Genomic DNA, 19671 nt, shown 5'->3' on the forward strand with positions numbered 1-19671 from the left:
GCGTGGGCGGGGGCTGGTCAGCCGCGACAGCGCATTCGCACGGTGGTCCTCCGGGGCTCGGCTTGCCCGCGCCGGACGTCGGCGCAGGCCTGGTCGTCACCCGGAGCACCCCGTCGGAAGGGTTGCCGGCCAGCAAGCCGGGGCTGTGCGCTGGCGCTCATGACCGTCGAGAGGACCGTAAGCGGCCGGGCCAGCGCCTGGCGACGGGGCATTCAGTTCCCGACACCGTGTAACGAAAGTCACTGGCCCCGCGGCGGCACCGTCGTGCACGCCTGACGACGGTCCGCGGGCGCGGCCCGCCGCTACGCCGCCAGCGCGCCCTCGGCGGCCGGCCGGGCCGGCTCCGGCTCGCCCGCGGCAACGGTGCGACGCGACGGCCGGGTGACGAGGAACGACCCGCCGATGACGAGGGCGAACCCCACCACGGTCCAGGCCGTGACCCGCTCCCCGAGGAGCGTGGCACCGACGACCACGGCAACCGCCGGGTTGACGTAGGTGACCGCCGTGGCGCGCATCGGACCGATCTCGGCCACGAGCCAGACCATGAGCGTGAACGCCGCCGCGCTGCACACCACGCCGAGCGTGACGATCGAGGCGATCGCACCGCCGGACGGCCACTTCGCCGGCCACGCGCCCGTGAGCCCGACGATCGGCGCGTAGACGATCGCCGCGAGCGCCAGCGAGGCGCCGGCCAGGCCGATCCCGGGAGCGGTCGGCATCCAGCGGGCGATGATCGCGGGGCCGAGCGCGTAGCCGAAGGCCACCACGGCCAGCCGCGCCACCGAGCCCAGGTCGGTCCCCGCCACGTCGAGCCCCACGATGGCCGCGACGCCGGCCATGCCGAGCGCGATCCCCAGCCAGTTGGCCCACGACAGGTGGGCGCGGCGGCCGAGGAGCACGCCGACGAGGACCCCGGCGAGCGGGACCGTCGCCACGAGGAGCCCGGTCGTCGAGCTCGGCAGGTGCTGCTCGGCGGTGTTGAGGAAGTACCAGGGGACGACGATCTCGACGACCGTGTAGACGAGCAGCGGGCGCCACAGCGCGAGGATGCGGGGCAGCTCACCGCGGGCGGCGGCCAGCGGCAGGAGCACTACGGCGCCGATCGCGGTCCGGGCGAGGATGAGCATGGCGGGCGACACCTCGGCCACGGCGATCTTGATGAGCGCGTACGGGATGCCCCAGGCGATGCCGAGGGTGACGAACAGGAGCAGGCCGCGTCGAGTCACCCGCCTATCCTCCGGCATGCCACCGACACGGCCGGCGGTGCACCGGATGGCCGTGGCGGACGGCCGGCGTCCTCACCGGGAGCCGGCCGTCCGGCGTCGGGCCGCCGTCAGCTGACGGTCGCGCTGGCCGCCGACGCGGTGGCCGCCTTGTTGCCCATGAAGGACGCGGTCCACATGCCGGCGCCGCTGGCCGACGAGGTGGACGAGAAGGCGCCGTTCGCGTCCGTCGTGACGGCCGAGATCGTCGCGTCGCCACCGCCGGTGGGGCGGAAGACGAGGGTGACCTCGGCGTCGGCGACGCCCTGGTCCGTGCCCTTGACGACGACGCGTCCGGTCGCCTTGCCGTCAGCGACGGTCAGGGTGAGGGTCGACGGCTGCGCCGGCCCGGTCGCCTCGGCGCTGGCGGTCGCCGCAGCCGTGCTCGTCGCGATGGCGGTCGCGGTCGGCTCGGCCGACGGTGTGGCAGCGGCCGACTGCGTGGCGGACTGCGTGGTCGAGGCCGTCGTGGCCGGGCTCTGGGGCGTGGTGCCCGAGGAGCAGGCGGCCAGCAGGCCGGCCGCCAGCAGGACGCCGGCGGCGGTGGCGGAAATCGTGCGGATGGTCATTCGTCACTCCAGGATTGCTCTCCGGCGGCACGCCGGACATGGGTCTCCGTCGAGACTCGTGATGGTGTGATGCCACCCTAGTCACCCGGCGGGGGGCCCTGCCGGGACGGTCAGGCAGGCAGCGCGGCGATCGCGTCGACCTCCACGAGGGCGCCGGGCGGACCGACGCGCGAGACGAAGAGGACGGTCACGGCCGTGCGGTGGACGCCCCACGCGCCGACCGCCGCCCGGTAGGCCTCCGCCGCGTCGACCGAGTCGGCGAGGTGGATCGTCAGCTTCACGACGTCGTCCGGGGTCGCCCCCGCGGCCTCGAGGACCGCGCGTACGTTGGCGATCGCCTGGGCGGTCTGGGCCACGATCCCGTCCGCGACGGCGCCCGACGCGTCGATCCCGTCCTGCCCCCCGACGTAGAGCGTGCGGCCCGCGGGGGCGATGGTGCCCTGCGAGAACGCGGGGCTGGCCGCCATCGACGGCGGGTTGACGTGCTCGATCACGGTGAACCTCCTCCGGGACGCGGGAGCGTGCACCACCGACGGTAGGAACGGCCACCGACATCGGCCCGCCGCCCCGCTCAGGACCGGGCGCCGCCCGCGGCCGGGAGCGTGCCGACGAGCACCACGGTCTCGTCGTCGTCCTCCGGCTCGACCGTCCGCACGACGAGCCCTCCGGCCGCCAGCGCGGCCGACGCCGCCGGGACCTGCGCCGGGTTGACCTCGCTCACCAGGGACCCTCCGGGCGCGAGCCACGCGGCCGCCTCCGCCGCCATCCGCCGCAGCAGGTCGAGCCCGTCGGCACCGCCGTCGAGGGCCACCGCCGGCTCGTGGTCCCGCGCCTCGCGCGGCATGAGACCCAGCTCGTCGTGCGGCACGTAGGGCACGTTCGCGACGACCAGGTCGAGCGTGCGGCGCAGCGCCGCCGGCAGGGCGCCGAACAGGTCGCCCTGGTGCACCCGGCCCCCGACCGGCTCGAGGTTGCCCCGCGCGACGCGCACGGCGACCGGGTCCACGTCCGCGGCGTGCAGCGCGACCCCGGGCACGCGCGTGGCCACCGCCAGCCCCAGCGCGCCTGAGCCGCAGCACAGGTCGAGCACCGTCGCGCCGCGTCCGACGAGCCCGGCGGCGACCGCCACGAGCGCCTCCGACCGCCGGCGCGGGACGAACACGCCCGGCTCCACCGCCACCCGCAGCCCGTCGAACGCGGCCCAGCCGACCACGTGCTCGAGCGGCTCCCCCGCCACCCGCCGGGCGAGGAGGGCGGCCAGCTCCTCGTCGTCGGACGCCGCCTGCCGCAGGAGCTCGGCCTCGTCCTCCGCGAACACGCAGCCGGCGGCGCGCAGCGCGGTGACGAGCGCGGCGAGGTGGTCGTCTTCGGGCATCGGGCCGGTGGTCCCCTCGGGTCAGGCAGCTGGGTGTCAACAATGTCGCCGGAGAGTTGCCCCCGCGACGCGAGACACGCTCCCGGCGCGGGCCGGCGCGCCTCGTTCGTGCATGCGTGCGTCGTGCGTGCGTCGTCGGGGTGCTCGCGCTGCGCGCTTCGACCCCTTCCTCCTCGGACGCCTCGAGCGAGCTCGCTCGCTCGAGCGTCCTCGTCGTCGGGGTGGCGGGATTTGAACCCGCGGCCTTCCGCTCCCAAAGCGGATGCGCTACCAAGCTGCGCTACACCCCGTGGCTGCCCAGCGTACGGGCACGCGGTGCCCACGCGACGAGGGGCCGTGGGCGGCGCCCCTGACCGCCGCCCACGGCCCCTCGTCGGCCGGCCTCAGAACACCCGGATGGCGATCTCCGCCGGAGCGGTGAGGAGCTGCTTGATCTCGTCGTCCACCTTGACCAGCGTGAGCGACGCGCCCGCCATCTCCAGCGAGGTGCAGTACTCCCCGACGTAGCTGCGCCACACCGAGATGCCCTTGGCGGCCAGCTTCTCGTGCGCGATGCCGTAGAGCAGGTAGAGCTCGCTGATCGGCGTCCCGCCGAGGCCGTTGATCATCAGCGCGACCTCGTCGCCCGACGAGTACGGCAGGTCGGGCACGACGGCGTCGAGCAGGGTGTCGACGATCGCGTTCGCGTCGCGGATCTTCTCGCGGCGCCGGCCCGGCTCACCGTGGATGCCGATGCCGATCTCGATCTCGTCGTCGCCCAGCTGGAACAGCGGCTCGCCCTTGGCGGGCGGGGTGCAGGCCGACAGCGCGATGCCCATGGTCCGGGTCACCGAGTTGACCTTCTCCCCGATGCGTGCGCACTCCTGGAGGTCGGCGCCTGCCTCGGCCGCCGCCCCCACGGCCTTCATGACGAAGAAGTTCCCCGCCACGCCGCGCCGGCCGATGGTGTACAGCGAGTCCTGCACCGCGACGTCGTCGTTGATGAACAGCGTCTTGACGGTGATGCCCTCGGCCTCGGCCAGCTCGGAGGCCATCTCGAAGGCCATCTTGTCGCCGGTGTAGTTGTTGACCAGCAGCAGCACGCCCTTGTCGGACTTCAGCAGCTTGGTGGTCTCCAGCACGTACTCCATGGGCGGTGCCGAGAAGACGTCGCCGGGGCAGGCCGCGTCGAGCATGCCCTTGCCGACGACCATGACGTGCGCCGGCTCGTGGCCCGAGCCGGAGCCCTGGACGATCGAGACCTTGTCGTTGCGCGGCCCCTCGGCCCGCATGATGAGGTTGTACTCCGGCACGTACTTCAGCGTGCCGGGGTTGGCCAGGGCGATGCCCTTGAGCATCTCCGGGACGAAGTTCTTGGGGTCGTTGACAAACTTCTTCATTGCCGCCTCCCACATCGTCGTGTTGTCCAGCATGAGGAGCTCGCGCTCCCCTTGGTTCCCCCGCCGAGACGGCCCGGGGAATGCCATCACCAGGTCTCGGCGACCTTCTCCGCGAGCACCGCGACGGCGATCGCGCCCGGGTCCACCGAGCCGATCGACCGCTCGCCCGTGTACGCCGCGCGGCCGCGCTTGGCCTCCAGCTCCTTGGTCGCGTCCGCCGCGGTGCGTGCGGCGACGGCGGCCGCCTTCACGACGTCCGCGGCGGCGTCGCCCGCGGCCAGCCGCTCCTCGATGGTGTCGGTCATCGGCACGAGGGCGTCGAGCAGGGTCTTCTCCCCGAGCGACGCGCCACCGCGCGCCTTGATGCCCTCGATCGCGGCGCGCAGCATCGCCACGACGTCCTCGCCCGTGAGGTCGACCTTGCCCTTGACCGTGCCGCCGGCCCGCAGGAAGGCCGTGCCCCAGATGGGTCCCGAGGTGCCACCGACGCGGCTCGTGATGACGATCGCGATCTTCGACAGGAAGGTGCCGACGTCCGTGCGGTCGAAGGTGTCCCACCCCTCGTCGACGCGTTCGAAGCCGCGGGCGAGCGAGAACCCGAAGTCGCCGTCGCCGACGACCGAGTCCAGGTCTCCGAAGTACTTCTCGTTGGCGATGCAGGTGTCCGTGATGGTGCGCACCACGGACTCGACGCGGTCGAAGGATGACGTCACTGTCTCGCTCCTGTCGTTCGGTTCTCAGGGGGTGGGTGCACCTGCGGCGGTCCGCAGGCGTTCGACGTCGTCCAGGTGGACCTCGGTGCCGATCGCGAGCCCGTACGGGTCGGCCAGCACGGCGGCCGGCTCGTCGGGCAGCTCGCCGAGCGACGTCACGACGAGCCCGGCACCGGTGAAGTCCTCGTCGACGGTGTAGCTGCTGACCGTGACGAGCGTGGTCAGCCCCGCGGCGCGCGCGGCGGCCAGGCCGTTGCCGCTGTCCTCGACGACGACGACGTCGGCCGGGTCGGCGCCCAGCTCGCGCAGCGCCAGCAGGTAGATGTCCGGCGCCGGCTTCTTGCGCGGCACGACGTCGCCGGCGAAGACGGCGAAGTGCTCGGCCATCTCGGCGCCGACGGCGTGCTCCAGGACGGCCCGTACCGACGGCTCCGCCGAGGTGGAGGCCACCGCCAGCCGCCAGCCCGCCGCGTACGCCTCCCGCGAGATCCGGGCGATCCCGGGCCGGCCGGGCAGCGCGCCCGAGCCGATGAAGGCCGTGTACCGGGCGGTCTTCGCCTTGTGCCAGCGCGCGACGAGCTCCTGCTGCTCCGCCGGGTCGGTGGGCAGGCCCCAGGCCGCGACGTTCTCGGGCGTGAGCAGGGTCGACAGCCGCTCCTTGCCACCCCCGATCGCCAGCAGCCGGCCGTACTCCGCCACGCTCCAGCGCACCGGCAGCCCGAACTCCGCGAACGTGGCGTTGAACGCCGGCAGGTGGCCGTCCCGCTCGGTGTCCGCCAGCACGCCGTCGCAGTCGAAGACCAGGGCGGGGCTCACCGGCCCACCCCCGCCGCGAGCGCACCCGCCGCGTGGCCGGTGGCGCCGAACCACTCGATGTGGGTGGCGATGGCCTCCGTCACGGCGCCCTGGATCTGGCGGAACATCGTCGGCGGGTCCCACTTGTCCTTCGCGCGGGCGACGTCGAGGTGGTCCGCGGCCGCCTTCATGTAGGCCATCTTCACGGCGGTGGAGATGTTGATCTTCGAGACGCCGGCCGCGATGAACGCGTGGAAGTCCTCGGCCGTCAGGCCCGTCCCCCCGTGCAGGACGATCGGGATGTCGACGAGCTCGGCCAGCCGGCGGACCCGGTCCGGCAGGAGCACGGGGCGGGCCTTGTACTGGCCGTGGGCGGTGCCGAGCTGCGGCGCCAGGAGGTCGACGCCGGTGCGCTTGGCGATGTCGGCGAGCTGTTCCACCGAGTACGCGTGCAGGGCGACGTCGGAACCCACGCCGTCCTCGACGCCGACGATGTTCTCGATCTCCGACTCCACGTCGACCCCGGCCGCGTGGGCCTGCGCGACGACCTCACAGGTCTCGCGCTCGGCGTCGGCCAGGTCCCGGTCGGAGGCGTCGAAGAGCACCGACGACCAGCCGGCCGCCACCACGTCCGAGATGACGGCGCGGTCGGGGCAGTGGTCCAGGTGCAGCGCGACCGGGATCGGCGCGTCCTGCGCGGCCAGGCGGAAGGTCGTCGTCGTCAGCTCCGTGCCGAGCTGCTTCACGGTCTTCACCGAGATCTGGACGATGAGCGGCGCGGAGGCCTCGACGGCGGCCGCGACCACCGCCCGCAGGCTGATGTCGTCCAGCACGTTGACGGCCGGGACGGCGTAGCCGTGCTCCCGGGCGTGGGCAGCCATCGCCGACGTCGACGCGATCATCCCCGACCCCCTCGTCGTTGGCTCGGCGGTGAACCCCGCCGGGATGGCCGCAGTCTAGACATGTCTACTCAGAGCGCGCAGCGCGAGCGTCCCTCGTCTTGGCGGCGGCCCGCAGGAACCGGCGCTGGTACGAGACGACCTGGTTCGTCGACGCGAAGCGCGCGAGGTAGCCCGGCTCCGCGGTGATGACCACGCGGTGCGCCATGTCGGCCAGGTCGGGCTCGGTGAGCATCCGGTCGATGTCGGGGTAGTTCCGGTCCCCCTCCATCGAGCAGATGATCAGCCGGGTGTCGGGCAGGTTGGCATCGCGCAGCACCCGCAGGTTGTGGCGGGCGTGGTCGAGGCCGTCGGCGCCCTCCGGCTCGCGGATGCGCCGGTAGGCGACGACGCGCTCGGCGATCCGCCGGCACTCCGCCAGGTCGAGACCGGCGTCCTTGGTCGACAGGTAGTCGTTGTCCAGCAGGTAGCCGCGCAGGGCGACGAGCGGGGCGTCGTCGCCGGTCGTCGCGTGCTCGTCGAGCAGGGCGGCCATCCGCTGCGACTGGAAGGCCCGGTGCCGCACGAACGAGTTGATGAAGTACGGCCTGGCCTGCAGCGCGAGGCGTGCCTGGTACGGCTCGAACATCAGCGTGAAGTTGATGCGGAAGCCGTGCTCGCGCAGGAGGAGCGCCAGCCGGTGGCCCCGGAAGGCGTCGCCGGTCGCGGGCTCGTCGTAGCGCACGTCGAGGTGCCCGTCGCCGGCCAGCAGCTGCGGGGCGTTGCCGGCGTTCACCGGCCCGGTGTGCGGCACCTTGACGACCAGGCGGTAGTCCGAGACGAGCTCGCGCAGGTGCTCGGCCTCGTCCAGCACCCGCTCGACGTCGTCGAACGGGTCCTCGAGCTCGATGCTCATGTCCGCACCGGGGCCGAGGATCCGGGCGATCTCGGTCATCACCTCGTCGCGGTCCTTGAACACCCCGCCGACGTTCGCGTTGGGGTCGGACAGGAACAGGTCCCAGATGATCGACGGGTTGCACGTCAGGTTGGCGACGAGCGGCGCGACGCCCGCGATCTCGTACGGGTTGGCGCTGTCGACGGAGAACAGCTGGCCGGTCGGGCGCAGGGCCCCGTCCCCGTCGTAGGAGATGTCGCGGCGCAGGTCGAAGCGCACCGTGCCGTCGGCCTCGAGCTCGCAGCGCACGCGGAACCCGGCGGGCGTGTGGCCGGGCGGCGTCCCGAAGAGCCGCACCACGTGGGCCAGCTCGTCGGACACCCCCACGCACCGTGCGAAGCGCCGCAGCTCGCCTGCGGCGGCCGCGTCGAGCGGGTGGTCGAGCACGCGCTCGACGTCGGCCTCCTGGCCGCGCACGGCCGCCCGGTCGGTCCCCGTCGACCACCCGCACGCTCGCTACGATGCGCCAGCAGGAGGGAGGGTCCGATGACCGAGGTGCTGGAGCGCGACTCGGCGGTGCCGCTCTACGCGCAGCTCGAGCAGATCCTGTCGGGCAAAATCACCAGCGGCGAGTGGCAGCCGAACCAGCGCATCCCCTCCGAGAACGAGCTCAACCGGATGTACGGGCTGAGCCGGATGACCGTGCGGGGCGTGCTGACCAAGCTCGTCAACGACGGCCTGCTGCTGCGGGTCCCCGGCAAGGGCACGTACGTCGCCCCGAGCAAGATCAACGCCGTCTCCCCCGCCTACCGCGGCATCCGCGAACAGCTCGAGGCCCTCGGCTACTCCACCACCACCCGGCTGGTGTCCTTCGAGCGCGAGGCCGCCTCCTCCGTGGTGCGCGAGCGGCTCGGCCTGGCGCGCGGTGACGAGGTGTACGTCATCGTCCGGGTCCGGTCCGTGCAGGGCGAGCCGATCAGCCTGCACCGCTCGCACGTCCCGGCGACCCTCGCCCCGGGGCTCGACGAGCACGACGTCGTCTCCGAACAGCTCTGCGTCATCCTCGAGAAGGACTACGGCCTGCCGATGCGGCACGTGAGCGAGCACCTCGAGGCGGTGGCCGTCAGCCTCGCCGAGGCGCGCCAGCTCGACATGCACCGCGGCGACCCGGCGCTGCTGCTGCACGACGTCATCGCCGACGAGGGCGGCCGGCCCTTCGAGTACTCGACGATCGTCTTCCGCGGCGACCGGCTGCGGCTCGCCTTCGACTACTCGCTCTGAGCCCCGACGGGCCGCCGGCGCCGGTCTACCGCGGGCCGGTCGACCCGCGCACGTGGAGCCGTGGGCCGAGGAGGCCGTCCTGCTCGGGTGGCTCGCCGCGCAGCAGCGACCTCATCCGCAGCCACGCCTCCTTGCCCATCAGCTCGTAGGGCGCCGAGGCGGTGGTCAGGGCGGGCACCAGGAAGCGCGCGAACGGGATGTCGTCGAACCCGACGACCGAGAGGTCCCCCGGGACGTGCACGCCCAGGCCCCGCAGCCCGTGGACGAGGCCGACGGCCCCCAGGTCGTTGAAGGCCATGACGGCCGAGACGCCGCTCGCCCTGACCTCCGCCGCGGCGGCCAGGCCGTCCTCCGCCGAGGCGCCGCCGGCCATCCGCCGCACCCGGAGCCCGGGCAGCGTGGCCTCGGCGTCCGCCAGCCCCAGCAGCCGGTCCCTCGTGGAGGCGCTGGCCTGCGGGCCGTCGAGGTAGGCGACCTCCCGGTGCCCCAGCGCGTGCAGGTGCCGCGCCAGGTCGAGGACGCCGCTGCGGTAGTCGATGGCCACCGAGGGCGCGCCCACGTCCCGGCCGGACCGGTTGACCAGGACGAGCGGGCGCAGGCTCTCGGCCAGCCCCGCGAGCACGGCGTCGGTCATGCGCGGGCTGCACAGCACGATCGCGTCGCACCGACGGCGCGTCTCCGTCGCCAGCGGCGGCTCCTCCTCCGCGGAGTCGCCCGAGTCGGCGACGAGCACGCGGTACCGGTCGTCGGCCGCGGCCCTCGTCAGGCCCGCCAGCACCGCCTGGAACGCCGGGTTCGCCAGGTCGGGCACGACGAGCGCGACGGCCCTCGTCTCGCCGAGAGCGAGCGAGCGGGCGAGGTGGCTGGGCGAGTAGCGGAGCTCGGCCGCCACGCGGCGCACCCGCTCGGCGATCTCCGCCTCGCCGGCGAAGCGCCCGTTCATCACGCGCGAGACCGTCGCGGGCGAGACCCTCGCCGCGAGCGCCACGTCGACGATCGTCGCCCTGCCGGACTTGTTCGCCATCGAACCTCCTGGTGGCGAGCACGATAGTGGAGCGCCCGGGAACCTTTGCGCTCCCTGCGGTGTTACGGCTAGCGTCGACCGGGACGGGGACCGACCCCGCCAGTCCCGAGGAGGAGAGCGATGGGCGTGCAGCGCACTGCCGGCTCCCTTCCGCGCACCCTCGTCGTGCGCTGCTGTCGCTGTCTGTAGAGCGCTGACCGGCCCGGGCCCTTCGCAGGCGCCGGGCACTGGTGGGGCCAGGCCCCTCGCGATCAGCGCTCGCCCTCCGGTGCACGTCCCCGGCCACCCAGACCAGCGAAGAGGAATCCCATGTCCCGGATCTACGACGACGCGACCAAGCTCATCGGCAACACCCCGCTCGTGCGGATCAACAAGATCTCCGACGGCGCACCGGCGACCATCGTCGCCAAGCTCGAGTTCTACAACCCCGCCAGCTCCGTGAAGGACCGCATCGGCGTCGCGATCGTCGACGCCGCCGAGGCCGCGGGCGAGCTGCCGCCCGGCGGCACCATCGTCGAGGCGACCAGCGGCAACACCGGCATCGCGCTCGCCTTCGTCGGGGCCGCGCGCGGGTACCACGTGGTGCTGACCATGCCGGAGTCCATGAGCAAGGAGCGTCGCGCCCTGCTCCGGGCCTACGGCGCCGAGCTGATCCTCACGCCGGCGGCCGAGGGCATGAAGGGCGCCGTCACCCGCGCCGAGCAGGTGGCCGCCGAGCGTCCCGGGGCGATCCTGGCGCGCCAGTTCGCCAACAAGGCGAACCCCGAGATCCACCGCCGCACCACCGCCGAGGAGATCTGGGCGGACACCGACGGCCAGGTCGACATCCTCGTCGCCGGCATCGGCACCGGTGGCACCATCACCGGCGTCGGCCAGGTGCTCAAGGCGCGCAAGCCCGGCGTGCAGATCGTCGGCGTCGAGCCCAAGGAGTCGCCGATCCTCAACGGCGGCGTGCCCGGCCCGCACAAGATCCAGGGGCTCGGCGCCAACTTCGTCCCCGAGGTCCTCGACACTACGGTGTACGACGAGGTCATCGACATCGACGGCGACACCGCGATCGCCCTCGCCCGCCGGGCCGCCAAGGAGGAGGGCCTGCTGGTCGGCATCTCGTCCGGCGCGGCGCTCGCCGCCGCGATCCAGCTCGCCAACCGCCCCGAGAACGCCGGCAAGCTCATCGTGACGATCATCCCGAGCTTCGGCGAGCGCTACCTGTCCACGGTGCTCTACCAGGACCTGCTCGACTGAGATGACACACACCCCCCTGCGCGTCGCCTTCCGCGAGGACCTCGAGGCGGCCCACTCCCACGACCCCGCGGCGCGCTCGCGCCTCGAGGTCGCCCTGGGCTACCCCGGGGTCCACGCGGTGTGGGGCTATCGGGTGACCCACCGGATGTGGCAGGAACCGTCGCTGCGCCTGCCGGCGCGGCTGCTGTCCCAGCTGGTCCGCGGCATCACCGGCATCGAGATCCACCCCGGCGCCCGCATCGGGCGGCGGCTGTTCATCGACCACGGCATGGGCGTGGTCATCGGCGAGACCGCCGAGGTCGGCGACGACGTGGTGATGTTCCACGGCGCCACCCTCGGCGGCACGTCGATGCGGCACGGCAAGCGGCACCCGACGATCGGCGACCGCGTGATGATCGGCACGGGCGCCAAGGTGCTCGGGCCGATCTACGTCGGCGACGACGCGCGGATCGGGGCCAACGCCGTCGTCGTGCACGACGTGCCCCCGGGCGCCTCGGCCGTCGGCGTGCCGGCGAAGGTGCGCTTCCACACGCGCCCGGCCGCCGACGACTACGCGGACGACCCGGCGATCTACATCTGAGTCGCAAGGCTCATCGCCGGGCGCGGCGGCGGTGGTTGGCTGGGGGCGGAGGTTCGCCGATGCCCGCTCGCCCCACCGCCGCCCGCCCCACCGCAGGTCTCCTTCCCGCTCACCGGGTCGCCACGACCCTCGGTGCGCTCGTCGTACCGCTCGCCGTGCTCGGCGCCGCCGTGGCGCTCGCGCTCTCGTGGCGGGACACCCTTCCGAACCCCGTCGCCTCGAGCTGGGGGTCGGCCGGCACGGTCACCGGCACCTCGTCCCTGACCGGTGTCCTGGTCGCCATGGCGGTGCCGACCGGCACGATCTCCCTGACGGCGTGGCTCGTCGGGATGCTCATGGGGCGCAGCGCGGCCATCCGCCGGGTGACCGCCGGATTCGCCACCGGGCTGGCGGTGTTCGTCTGCGGGCTCGTCGTCGCCTCGCTCGCCGGCCAGCGCGGGCTCGCCGACGCCCGGCACGCGGCGCCGCTCGGGGCGCTGCCGGCCGTCGCGGTCGTCGCCGCGCTCGTCCTCGCGCTGCTCGTGGCGGCCGCGATGCCCGGCGACACCCGCCTGCCGGCGACGGGCCGCGTACCGGTGGACGCGCCGCGCGCCCGGCTCGCCGGGACGGCCGGGGCCTCGTGGACCGGCGTGGCCGAGTTCGGCCACCTGACTCCGGTCGTCGTGATCGGCGTGCTGCTCGTCGCGGGGGTCGGGGCGCTGAGCAGGTCGGTGTGGCCCACGCTGCTGGTCGCCGCGACCCTCGCGCTCGTCGTCGTCATGATGTGGCGCTGGACCGTGACGGTCGACGACCGCGGCGTCGTCGCGCGCACCGTGCTGCCCTGGCCCACCGTGACGGTGCCGCTCGACGAGGTCGAGTCCGCCGACGTGACGACGGTCGACCCGGTGCGTGACTTCGGGGGCTGGGGCTACCGGCTCGGACGCGGGGGCCGCAGCGGGATCGTGCTGCGCCCCGGCGAGGCGCTCGTCGTCCACCGCTCCGGCGCCCGCCAGCTCGTCGTCACCGTGGACGGCGCCCAGCGCGGCGCCGCCCTGCTCAACGCGCTCGTGGAGCGAAGCCGCAGGTCGGCTCGCTAAAGGGGTCGCGCCGCGCGGCAGGTGACCGGCACGATGGGGTGCATGAGCCTTCCCGAGGGGTACCGGATCGTCGTCGTCCCCGACGAGCGCAGGGACGAGTTCCTCGCCGCCGACCAGCTGACGTGGGCGCAGGGTCTCGAGCCCGAGGCGCTCACCGAGGCGCCCCCCGCGCTCGAGTGGGGCGTCCGCACGGTCGGCGTCGAGAAGGACGACCAGCTGGTCGCCGTCCACGGGTCGTACTCGTTCGCCGCGCCCGTGCCCGGCGGCACGGTGCCGTGCTCGGGCCTCACCTGGGTCGGCGTGCGGCCCGACCACCGGCGCCGCGGCCTGCTCTCGGCGATGATCGACGCACACTTCGAGCGCTCGCTGCAGCGGGGCGAGCCCGTCTCCGCGCTGTTCGCCGCCGAGGCGGCGATCTACGGCCGGTTCGGCTACGGCTGCGCCGCCGACGAGCTGGGCGTCGAGGTGCCGCGGGGTGCGGCGCTGCGGCCGGTCGCGGGGTCCGACGAGCTGACCGTGCGGTTCGACACCGCCGACCGCACCCGGCACGCGGACCTGGTCGACGCCGTCCACCGCGCCGCGGGTGGCGGGCGCCCTGGGTGGATGACCCGGGACTCGGCTCAGCAGCGCGCCAACCAGGTCGCCGACCCGCCGACGTGGCGCCACGGCGGGGAGCCGCTGCGCATCGCGACCGTGCACGCGCCCGACGGCAGCCCCCGCGGCTACGCCCTGGTGCGGCGCAAGGAGAAGTGGGGCGACGCCGGCCCGGAGTACGCGGTGACGCTGCGCGAGCTCGTCGCGGTCGACGCGGCGGCCGCGCACCGCCTGTGGTCGTTCGTCCTCGACCTCGACCTGACGAAGTCCGTGGCCGCCTCCCACCTGGCCGTCGACGACCCGCTGACGCACCTGCTCGTCGACCGGCGCGCCGCCGTGCCCAAGCTCGGCGACAACGTCTGGGTGCGGCTGCTCGACCTGGCCACCGCGCTGCAGGTGCGCCGCTACGCCGCGCCCGTCGACGTCACCCTCGAGGTGACCGACACCCGGCTGCCCGCCAACGCCGGTCGCTGGCGCCTGGCGACCACCGCGGCGTCCGGCGACGGCTGGGTGGCGCAGGTGACGCGGACCGACGCCCCGGCCGACCTCGCGCTCGACGTCCGCGAGCTCGGCGCCGCCTACCTCGGCGGCCGGTCCATCGGCGCCCAGGCGAGGGCCGGCCTCGTGCGCGAGCTGCGCCCCGGCGCCGCGGCGGCCGCGACCGCGGCGTTCGGCTGGCCGCTCGCGCCGGTGTGCAGCTGGGTCTTCTAGCCTCCGCCCGGCACAGGATCGTCGCGTACCGTCGTCGGGCCCAGCCGACGAGCCGGACCAGACATCCCGGAGGAGCACCGTGCGACGCCCGACGACCGTCCGACCCGGCCTCGCCGCCGCCCTCGCCCTCGCGCTGGGCGCCCTCGCGGCCTGCTCGGGCGGCACCACGCCGCCGGCGCCGACGACCACGGCGGGACCGACCGTCGCCGCCTCCGCGGCCCCCTCGGCCACGCCGTCCGCCGCCACCGCGGCGGACCGGGCGGCGCTCGCCGCCATCACCGTCAGCGGCGCGGCGGGGGCCAAGCCGACGGTCACGCTGCCGTCGACGCCCTTCAGCGTGACAGCCGGTGTGGCGCGGACCGTCTCCCAGGGCACCGGCGAGGCGGTCGCCCAGGGCAACCTCGTGACGCTCCACATCCTCGAGCTCTCCGGCGTCACCGGCGGCGAGCTGAGCAGCACGTGGGCCGACGGCGCCCCGTTGGTGACCCTGGCCGACCCCGGCTCGCTGTTCGGCCAGCTCTACCAGGAGCTGGTGACCGCCCGCGTCGGCGCGCGCCTCGTCGTGGCGGCGCCGCAGGGTGACTCCACCCTGCCGATGACGATCGTCGACGTCGTCGACGTCGTCGCCGCACGGCCCGTGCCGGCGCGGGCCAGCGGGGCGCCCGTCGCCCCCGTGGTCGGGCTGCCCACCGTCACGCTGGACGGCACCGGGAAGCCGGCGCTGACCGCGGCGACCGGACCCGCGCCGACCGGCCTGGTGGCCCAGCCCCTCGTCCAGGGCACCGGGCCGAAGGTGGCGTCGGGCCAGACCGTGGTCGTCAACTACACGGGCTGGCTGTGGGACGGCACGAAGTTCGACTCCTCGTGGGACCGCGGCGCGCCCTACGCGGTGCAGAAGATCGGGCAGGCGCAGGTGATCGACGGCTGGAACCAAGGGTTGGTCGGGCAGACCGTCGGCTCCCAGGTGCTGCTCGTCGTGCCGCCGAACCTCGGCTACGGCGCCACCGCCCAGGGCAGCATCCCGGCGAGCTCGACGCTCGTCTTCGTCGTCGACATCCTCGCCGCGGGCTGAGCGCCGCTAGTCCTGCTCCGGCCACCACACCGCGCGGCGCAGCGCGACGCGGGTGCCGTCGGCCGTCAGGGGCGCGCCCTCGGCACGCAGCCGGTCGAGGGCCTCGCGCGCGTACGGCGCCGGCGGCGCGCCGGCGGCGTTGACCACCCGCCACCACGGCACCGAGCCACCCGAGCCGGCCAGCACGTGGCCCACCTGGCGCGGCCCGCCGCGCCCCAGCCGCTCGGCGAGCACCTCCGCGACGAGGCCGTACGTCATGGCCCGGCCCGCCGGGATGCGCTCGACGAGGTCCAGCACGGCCTCGGCGTACTCCTCGGCGTGTGCGGCGGGCGCGGCGCGCCGCCCGGGACCGTTCAGCGCGCGGCCTCGTACGCCGCGAGCTGGTCGATGCGCCGCTGGTGGCGCGGGTCGCCGCTGAAGGGCTCGCCGACGAACGCGTCGACCAGCGCGATCGCCTCGTCGAGCGAGTGCTGCCGGGCGCCGACGGCCACGACGTTGGCGTCGTTGTGCTGGCGGGCCAGGCGGGCCGTCTCGTCGTTCCACGCGAGCGCCGCGCGCACGCCCGTCACCTTGTTCGCCGCGATCTGCTCACCGTTGCCCGAGCCGCCGATGACCACGCCGAGCGTCCCCGGCTCCGCGACGACCGCCTCGCCGGCCGCGAAGCAGAACGCCGGGTAGTCGTCCTGCGCGTCGTAGGCGTGGGCGCCGTGGTCGACGACGTCGTGACCGGCCTCCTGCAGGTGCGCGACGAGCGCGGCCTTCAGCTCGAACCCGGCGTGGTCGGAGGCGACGTGGATGCGCATGACGCCATCCTGCCGCACCCCCCGCCGACCTGTCCGACGCCGCCCGTAGGCTGGGCCCATGACCTCAAGCGGCATCGCCCTGACCGACCTCGACCCGTCCGTCCGCCCGGCCGACGACCTGTTCCGCCACGTCAACGGCCAGTGGCTCGCCACGCACGTCATCCCGGCCGACCGTGCCGTCGACGGGTCGTTCCGCACGCTGCACGACGAGGCGCAGGAGCACGTCCGCGACATCATCACCGACCTCGGTGAGCAGGTTGCGGCGGGCGCGGCGGACGCCGAGAAGGCGAAGATCGGCGCCGCCTACGCGTCCTTCATGGACACCGAGCGGATCGAGTCCGTCGGGCTGGCGCCGCTCGAGGAGGACCTGGCGCCCGTCCGGGCCGCCGGCGACAAGGACGCGCTGCTGCACGCGCTGGCCGCGCTCCAGCGCACCGGCGCCGTCGCGGCGGTGGCGTTCTTCGTCGACAACGACGCGATGGACCCGGAGCGGTACGTCGTGCACCTGACGCAGTCCGGCCTGGGGCTGCCCGACGAGGCCTACTACCGCGACCCGCAGTACGCCGCCGTGCTGGCCAAGTACCGCCCGCACGTGGCGCGGATGCTCGCGCTCGCCGGCTGGAGCGGCGAGGAGGAGGCCGACGCGGCGGCCGGCCGGGTCCTCGACCTGGAGACGAAGCTCGCCTCCCACCACTGGGACGTCGTCAAGGACCGCGACGCCGAGCTCACCTACAACGCCGCGACGCTCGCCTCCCTCGTCGCGGACGCCCCCGGCTTCGCGTGGCGCACGTGGGTCGCCGCGCTCGGCGCGGTCGAGGGGTCGATGGACTCCCTCGTCGTGCGCGAGCCGGGGTTCACGGTCGGGTTCGCCGCGCTCTGGGAGAGCGAGGACCTGGCGGCGTGGCGCGACTGGCTCGCCTACCACGTGATCTCCTCGCGCGCGCCGTACCTGTACGAGGAGCTGACGGAGGCCAACTTCGACTTCTACGGCCGCACCCTGACGGGGGCGCAGGAGTTGCGCGAGCGGTGGCGGCGCGGCGTCAGCTTCGTCGAGGGCGCCCTGGGCGAGGCCGTCGGCAAGGTGTACGTCGAGCGGCACTTCCCGCCGGCGCACAAGGCGCGGATGGACGCGCTGGTCGCCAACCTCGTCGCGGCGTACCGGACGTCGATCGCGGGGCTGGGCTGGATGGGCGACGAGACGAAGGCCAAGGCCCTGGCCAAGCTCGACACGTTCACGCCGAAGATCGGCTACCCGGCGAGGTGGCGCGACTACTCGGCGCTGGAGATGGCGGCCGACGACCTCGTCGGGAACGTCCGGCGGGCCAACGCCTTCGAGCAGGACTACGAGCTGGCGAAGATCGGCCGGCCGATCGACCGCGACGAGTGGTTCATGACCCCGCAGACGGTGAACGCCTACTACAACCCGGGGATGAACGAGATCGTCTTCCCGGCCGCGATCCTCCAGCCGCCGTTCTTCGACGCGGAGGCCGACGACGCCGTCAACTACGGCGGCATCGGCGCGGTCATCGGGCACGAGATCGGGCACGGCTTCGACGACCAGGGCAGCAAGTACGACGGCGACGGCCGGCTCGTCGACTGGTGGACGGCGCAGGACCGGGCGGCGTTCGAGGAGCGCACCAAGGCCCTCATCGACCAGTACTCGTCGTTCTCGCCGAAGCAGCTGGACGGCAGCCACCACGTCAACGGTGCGCTGACGATCGGCGAGAACATCGGGGACCTCGGCGGGCTCGCGATCGCCCTCAAGGCCTACCAGCTGGCGCTCGGGGGCCCCGTCGAGGACGCGCCCGTGCTCGACGGGCTGACCGCCGCGCAGCGCGTGTTCGTCGGCTGGGCGCAGTCGTGGCGCACCAAGGCGCGCGACGAGGAGATGATCCGCCGGCTGGCGACCGACCCGCACTCCCCCGACGAGTTCCGGTGCAACGGCGTGGCGCGCAACCTCGACGCGTTCCACGAGGCGTTCGGCGTGCGGCCCGGCGACGGGCTGTACCTGGCGCCGGAGGAGCGCGTCAGCATCTGGTGACCTGGACCCGGCCGGCGGGCGACCCGCCGGCCGGGTCCAGGTCAGGGCAGCGTGACGAGCTCCTGGCGGGCGAGCCGGAAGCCGACGCCCTGCGCGGTGGTGCACGTGACGCCGTTCGTCGCGCTCGTGCACGTGTACGGGCCGACGGTGCTCGTCCCGCCGTAGTCGAGGACGGGCACCTGGCCCCCGACGCGCGACGGGGCGCCCCGGACGCACGGCACCGAGACGCCGTGCGCGTCGAGCACCACGGTGTGGCCGACGGAGCCGCCCTCGCAGTTCGCGACCGGCGGTGGCGTGAAGGTCTCGCTCGCGATGGTGCACGTGACGCCGCCGGCGGTCATGTCGCAGGCGATGTTGCCGCTCGGCAGCTGGAACTGCGGCGGTCCGGGAGTCGCGGTCGGCGTCGGCGTCGCCCCGGCGGTCGCCGTCCCCGTCCCGCTGGCGCCCGGCAGCGGCGGCGTCCCACCCGGCAGCGTGACGAGCAGCACGACGACGAGCACCGCCGCGACCAGCACGGCGTCGAGCGCGACGAGCCTGGGGATCAGCCGACGCCGGCGCGCCGCGCGTGCGAGCGCCGCGGCGTCCGGGGGCGTGGCCGCGCCCGGCGTCGTCATCGTGCCGGCCCTCCCGCCACCGGCCTCACGCCGGGCCCCCGTCGTCGAACACGGGTCCCGAGGTGCGGCTCCGCTTGAGCTCGTAGAAGCCGGGCACGCTCGTCATGAGGGCCAGGCCGTCGAACATCGCGAGCGCCCGCTCGCCGCGCGGGGCCGGTGTCACCACCGGCCCGAAGAAGCCGACGCCGTCGATCGCCACGACCGGCGTGCCGACGTCGTCCCCGACCAGCGCCTGCGCCGCGGCGGTCGAGGCGCGCAGCGCCGCGTCGTGCTCGTCGGTCGTCGCCGCCGCGGCGAGCGCCGCGGGGAGCCCGACCTCCGCGAGCGACTCCGCGACGATCGCCTCGGCGTCCGTGCGCCCGCCGGGGTGACGGCGGGAGCCCATCGCGTCGTAGAGCGGCTTGAGCACGCCGTCGCCGTGCGCCTCCGCCGCCGCGACGAGCACCCGCACCGGCCCCCAGGCCGCGTCCATCTCGCGGCGGTACGACGGCGAGAGCTCGCGACCCTCGTTGACCACCGACAGGCTCATCACGTGCCAGCGGACGTCGACGTCGCGGTGCCGGGCCACCTCGTCGATCCAGCGCGACGCCATCCACGCCCACGGGCAGGCGGGATCGAACCAGAAGTCGACCGTCTGGGGCACGGTGGCGTCTCCTCTCGCGGGGGATGGCACGCGGACGTCCCGAGTCTGCCCACCTCGGCCGCCGCGCGCACACCGATCCACCGATCGCGCGGTGTGTCCTCGCTCACGCGATCGGCCGGTG

Annotated in this window: 21 protein-coding genes, 1 tRNA gene and 1 riboswitch; of the genes, 7 read left to right on the forward strand and 15 right to left on the reverse strand. The window is 74.3% G+C overall.

The genetic code is table 11. From position 1 onward, the window contains the following. Nucleotides 1-53 precede the first annotated feature (53 nt). A riboswitch (SAM riboswitch) is annotated at nucleotides 54-165 on the reverse strand. 137 nt (nucleotides 166-302) lie between these two features. The 10 genes from BGO37_RS12755 to BGO37_RS12800 all read right to left on the reverse strand — a co-directional run bounded on the left by BGO37_RS12755 (nucleotide 303) and on the right by BGO37_RS12800 (nucleotide 8343). Beyond that, nucleotides 303-1226, reverse strand: coding sequence for an EamA family transporter (locus tag BGO37_RS12755; protein WP_291755446.1), 924 nt, complete (start codon nucleotides 1224-1226; stop codon nucleotides 303-305). Between the two features lie 107 nt (nucleotides 1227-1333). After that, the gene (locus BGO37_RS12760; protein ID WP_291755447.1) at nucleotides 1334-1831 is read right to left on the reverse strand and encodes a hypothetical protein; all 498 of its coding nucleotides are present in this window, start codon (nucleotides 1829-1831) and stop codon (nucleotides 1334-1336) included. A 110-nt stretch (nucleotides 1832-1941) separates the two neighbouring features. Next, nucleotides 1942-2325 (reverse strand): RidA family protein, encoded by a 384-nt coding sequence (locus BGO37_RS12765; RefSeq protein WP_291755449.1) that lies wholly within the window; start codon nucleotides 2323-2325, stop codon nucleotides 1942-1944. Between the two features lie 77 nt (nucleotides 2326-2402). Continuing rightward, nucleotides 2403-3206 (reverse strand): putative protein N(5)-glutamine methyltransferase, encoded by an 804-nt coding sequence (locus BGO37_RS12770; protein WP_291755450.1) that lies wholly within the window; start codon nucleotides 3204-3206, stop codon nucleotides 2403-2405. A 216-nt stretch (nucleotides 3207-3422) separates the two neighbouring features. Continuing rightward, nucleotides 3423-3496 (reverse strand) — tRNA-Pro (locus BGO37_RS12775). A gap of 93 nt (nucleotides 3497-3589) precedes the next feature. Beyond that, nucleotides 3590-4585 carry a dihydroxyacetone kinase subunit DhaK gene (gene dhaK / locus BGO37_RS12780; protein WP_291755829.1) on the reverse strand — a complete coding sequence of 332 codons (996 nt, stop codon included), beginning with the start codon at nucleotides 4583-4585 and terminating at the stop codon, nucleotides 3590-3592. Nucleotides 4586-4671: 86 nt separating this feature from the next. Beyond that, complete coding sequence (gene dhaL / locus BGO37_RS12785; RefSeq protein WP_291755451.1) at nucleotides 4672-5298, reverse strand: dihydroxyacetone kinase subunit DhaL; 627 nt, start codon at nucleotides 5296-5298, stop codon at nucleotides 4672-4674. Nucleotides 5299-5322: 24 nt separating this feature from the next. Continuing rightward, a complete protein-coding gene (locus tag BGO37_RS12790; RefSeq protein WP_291755453.1) occupies nucleotides 5323-6114 on the reverse strand; it encodes an HAD-IA family hydrolase in 792 nt (263 codons plus the stop codon). Continuing rightward, the gene (locus BGO37_RS12795) at nucleotides 6111-6995 is read right to left on the reverse strand and encodes a class II fructose-bisphosphate aldolase (RefSeq protein WP_291755455.1); all 885 of its coding nucleotides are present in this window, start codon (nucleotides 6993-6995) and stop codon (nucleotides 6111-6113) included. The genes BGO37_RS12790 and BGO37_RS12795 overlap by 4 nt, the downstream gene beginning before the upstream one ends. 64 nt (nucleotides 6996-7059) lie before the next feature. Beyond that, nucleotides 7060-8343, reverse strand: coding sequence for a transaldolase family protein (locus BGO37_RS12800; RefSeq protein WP_291755456.1), 1284 nt, complete (start codon nucleotides 8341-8343; stop codon nucleotides 7060-7062). A 69-nt stretch (nucleotides 8344-8412) separates the two neighbouring features. Here BGO37_RS12800 and BGO37_RS12805 point away from each other — a divergent pair, with 69 nt between their 5' ends. Beyond that, nucleotides 8413-9147, forward strand: coding sequence for a GntR family transcriptional regulator (locus tag BGO37_RS12805; RefSeq protein ID WP_291755457.1), 735 nt, complete (start codon nucleotides 8413-8415; stop codon nucleotides 9145-9147). Between the two features lie 25 nt (nucleotides 9148-9172). Here BGO37_RS12805 and BGO37_RS12810 read toward each other — a convergent pair whose 3' ends face one another. After that, a complete protein-coding gene (locus tag BGO37_RS12810) occupies nucleotides 9173-10171 on the reverse strand; it encodes a LacI family DNA-binding transcriptional regulator (RefSeq protein WP_291755459.1) in 999 nt (332 codons plus the stop codon). Between the two features lie 309 nt (nucleotides 10172-10480). Here BGO37_RS12810 and cysK point away from each other — a divergent pair, with 309 nt between their 5' ends. The 5 genes from cysK (at nucleotide 10481) to BGO37_RS12835 (ending at nucleotide 15449) form a co-directional block, all read left to right on the forward strand. Continuing rightward, the gene (gene cysK, locus BGO37_RS12815) at nucleotides 10481-11416 is read left to right on the forward strand and encodes a cysteine synthase A (protein ID WP_291755461.1); all 936 of its coding nucleotides are present in this window, start codon (nucleotides 10481-10483) and stop codon (nucleotides 11414-11416) included. Nucleotide 11417: 1 nt separating this feature from the next. Next, nucleotides 11418-11996 (forward strand): serine O-acetyltransferase EpsC, encoded by a 579-nt coding sequence (gene epsC / locus BGO37_RS12820; protein ID WP_291755462.1) that lies wholly within the window; start codon nucleotides 11418-11420, stop codon nucleotides 11994-11996. 59 nt (nucleotides 11997-12055) lie between these two features. Continuing rightward, nucleotides 12056-13072: a DUF1648 domain-containing protein gene (locus tag BGO37_RS12825; protein WP_291755464.1), complete on the forward strand. Its 1017-nt coding sequence runs from the start codon at nucleotides 12056-12058 to the stop codon at nucleotides 13070-13072. Nucleotides 13073-13114: 42 nt separating this feature from the next. After that, a complete protein-coding gene (locus BGO37_RS12830) occupies nucleotides 13115-14377 on the forward strand; it encodes a GNAT family N-acetyltransferase (RefSeq protein WP_291755466.1) in 1263 nt (420 codons plus the stop codon). Between the two features lie 79 nt (nucleotides 14378-14456). Further along, nucleotides 14457-15449, forward strand: coding sequence for an FKBP-type peptidyl-prolyl cis-trans isomerase (locus BGO37_RS12835; protein ID WP_291755468.1), 993 nt, complete (start codon nucleotides 14457-14459; stop codon nucleotides 15447-15449). A 6-nt stretch (nucleotides 15450-15455) separates the two neighbouring features. Here the strand turns inward: BGO37_RS12835 and BGO37_RS12840 are convergent, their stop codons facing one another. Both BGO37_RS12840 and BGO37_RS12845 read right to left on the reverse strand, forming a co-directional pair. Beyond that, entirely contained in the window at nucleotides 15456-15746 is a 291-nt protein-coding gene (locus tag BGO37_RS12840; protein ID WP_367188110.1) for an MGMT family protein, read from the reverse strand. Nucleotides 15747-15802: 56 nt separating this feature from the next. Next, nucleotides 15803-16252 (reverse strand): ribose-5-phosphate isomerase, encoded by a 450-nt coding sequence (locus BGO37_RS12845; RefSeq protein ID WP_291755470.1) that lies wholly within the window; start codon nucleotides 16250-16252, stop codon nucleotides 15803-15805. Nucleotides 16253-16310: 58 nt separating this feature from the next. Between BGO37_RS12845 and BGO37_RS12850 the strand changes: the two genes are divergently transcribed. Next, entirely contained in the window at nucleotides 16311-18293 is a 1983-nt protein-coding gene (locus BGO37_RS12850; RefSeq protein ID WP_291755471.1) for a M13-type metalloendopeptidase, read from the forward strand. 41 nt (nucleotides 18294-18334) lie between these two features. Here BGO37_RS12850 and BGO37_RS12855 read toward each other — a convergent pair whose 3' ends face one another. Further along, a complete protein-coding gene (locus BGO37_RS12855) occupies nucleotides 18335-18907 on the reverse strand; it encodes a hypothetical protein (RefSeq protein WP_291755472.1) in 573 nt (190 codons plus the stop codon). Between the two features lie 25 nt (nucleotides 18908-18932). Then, nucleotides 18933-19550 (reverse strand): DsbA family protein, encoded by a 618-nt coding sequence (locus tag BGO37_RS12860; protein ID WP_291755473.1) that lies wholly within the window; start codon nucleotides 19548-19550, stop codon nucleotides 18933-18935. Nucleotides 19551-19671: the final 121 nt, after the last annotated feature.

This window comes from Cellulomonas sp. 73-92 (assembly GCF_001898175.1).
Classification (GTDB): Bacteria; Actinomycetota; Actinomycetes; order Actinomycetales; family Cellulomonadaceae; genus Cellulomonas.

What these genes read in the sequence shown, in the direction of transcription:
- BGO37_RS12760 (WP_291755447.1), bottom strand. Translation starts at nt 1,831, where the DNA reads ATGACCATCCGCACGATTTCCGCCACCGCCGCCGGCGTCCTGCTGGCG.
- BGO37_RS12770 (WP_291755450.1), bottom strand. Translation starts at nt 3,206, where the DNA reads ATGCCCGAAGACGACCACCTCGCCGCGCTCGTCACCGCGCTGCGCGCC.
- dhaK (WP_291755829.1), bottom strand. Translation starts at nt 4,585, where the DNA reads ATGAAGAAGTTTGTCAACGACCCCAAGAACTTCGTCCCGGAGATGCTC.
- BGO37_RS12795 (WP_291755455.1), bottom strand. Translation starts at nt 6,995, where the DNA reads ATGATCGCGTCGACGTCGGCGATGGCTGCCCACGCCCGGGAGCACGGC.
- BGO37_RS12805 (WP_291755457.1), top strand. Translation starts at nt 8,413, where the DNA reads ATGACCGAGGTGCTGGAGCGCGACTCGGCGGTGCCGCTCTACGCGCAG.
- BGO37_RS12810 (WP_291755459.1), bottom strand. Translation starts at nt 10,171, where the DNA reads ATGGCGAACAAGTCCGGCAGGGCGACGATCGTCGACGTGGCGCTCGCG.
- cysK (WP_291755461.1), top strand. Translation starts at nt 10,481, where the DNA reads ATGTCCCGGATCTACGACGACGCGACCAAGCTCATCGGCAACACCCCG.
- epsC (WP_291755462.1), top strand. Translation starts at nt 11,418, where the DNA reads ATGACACACACCCCCCTGCGCGTCGCCTTCCGCGAGGACCTCGAGGCG.
- BGO37_RS12825 (WP_291755464.1), top strand. Translation starts at nt 12,056, where the DNA reads ATGCCCGCTCGCCCCACCGCCGCCCGCCCCACCGCAGGTCTCCTTCCC.
- BGO37_RS12830 (WP_291755466.1), top strand. Translation starts at nt 13,115, where the DNA reads ATGAGCCTTCCCGAGGGGTACCGGATCGTCGTCGTCCCCGACGAGCGC.
- BGO37_RS12845 (WP_291755470.1), bottom strand. Translation starts at nt 16,252, where the DNA reads ATGCGCATCCACGTCGCCTCCGACCACGCCGGGTTCGAGCTGAAGGCC.
- BGO37_RS12850 (WP_291755471.1), top strand. Translation starts at nt 16,311, where the DNA reads ATGACCTCAAGCGGCATCGCCCTGACCGACCTCGACCCGTCCGTCCGC.
- BGO37_RS12855 (WP_291755472.1), bottom strand. Translation starts at nt 18,907, where the DNA reads ATGACGACGCCGGGCGCGGCCACGCCCCCGGACGCCGCGGCGCTCGCA.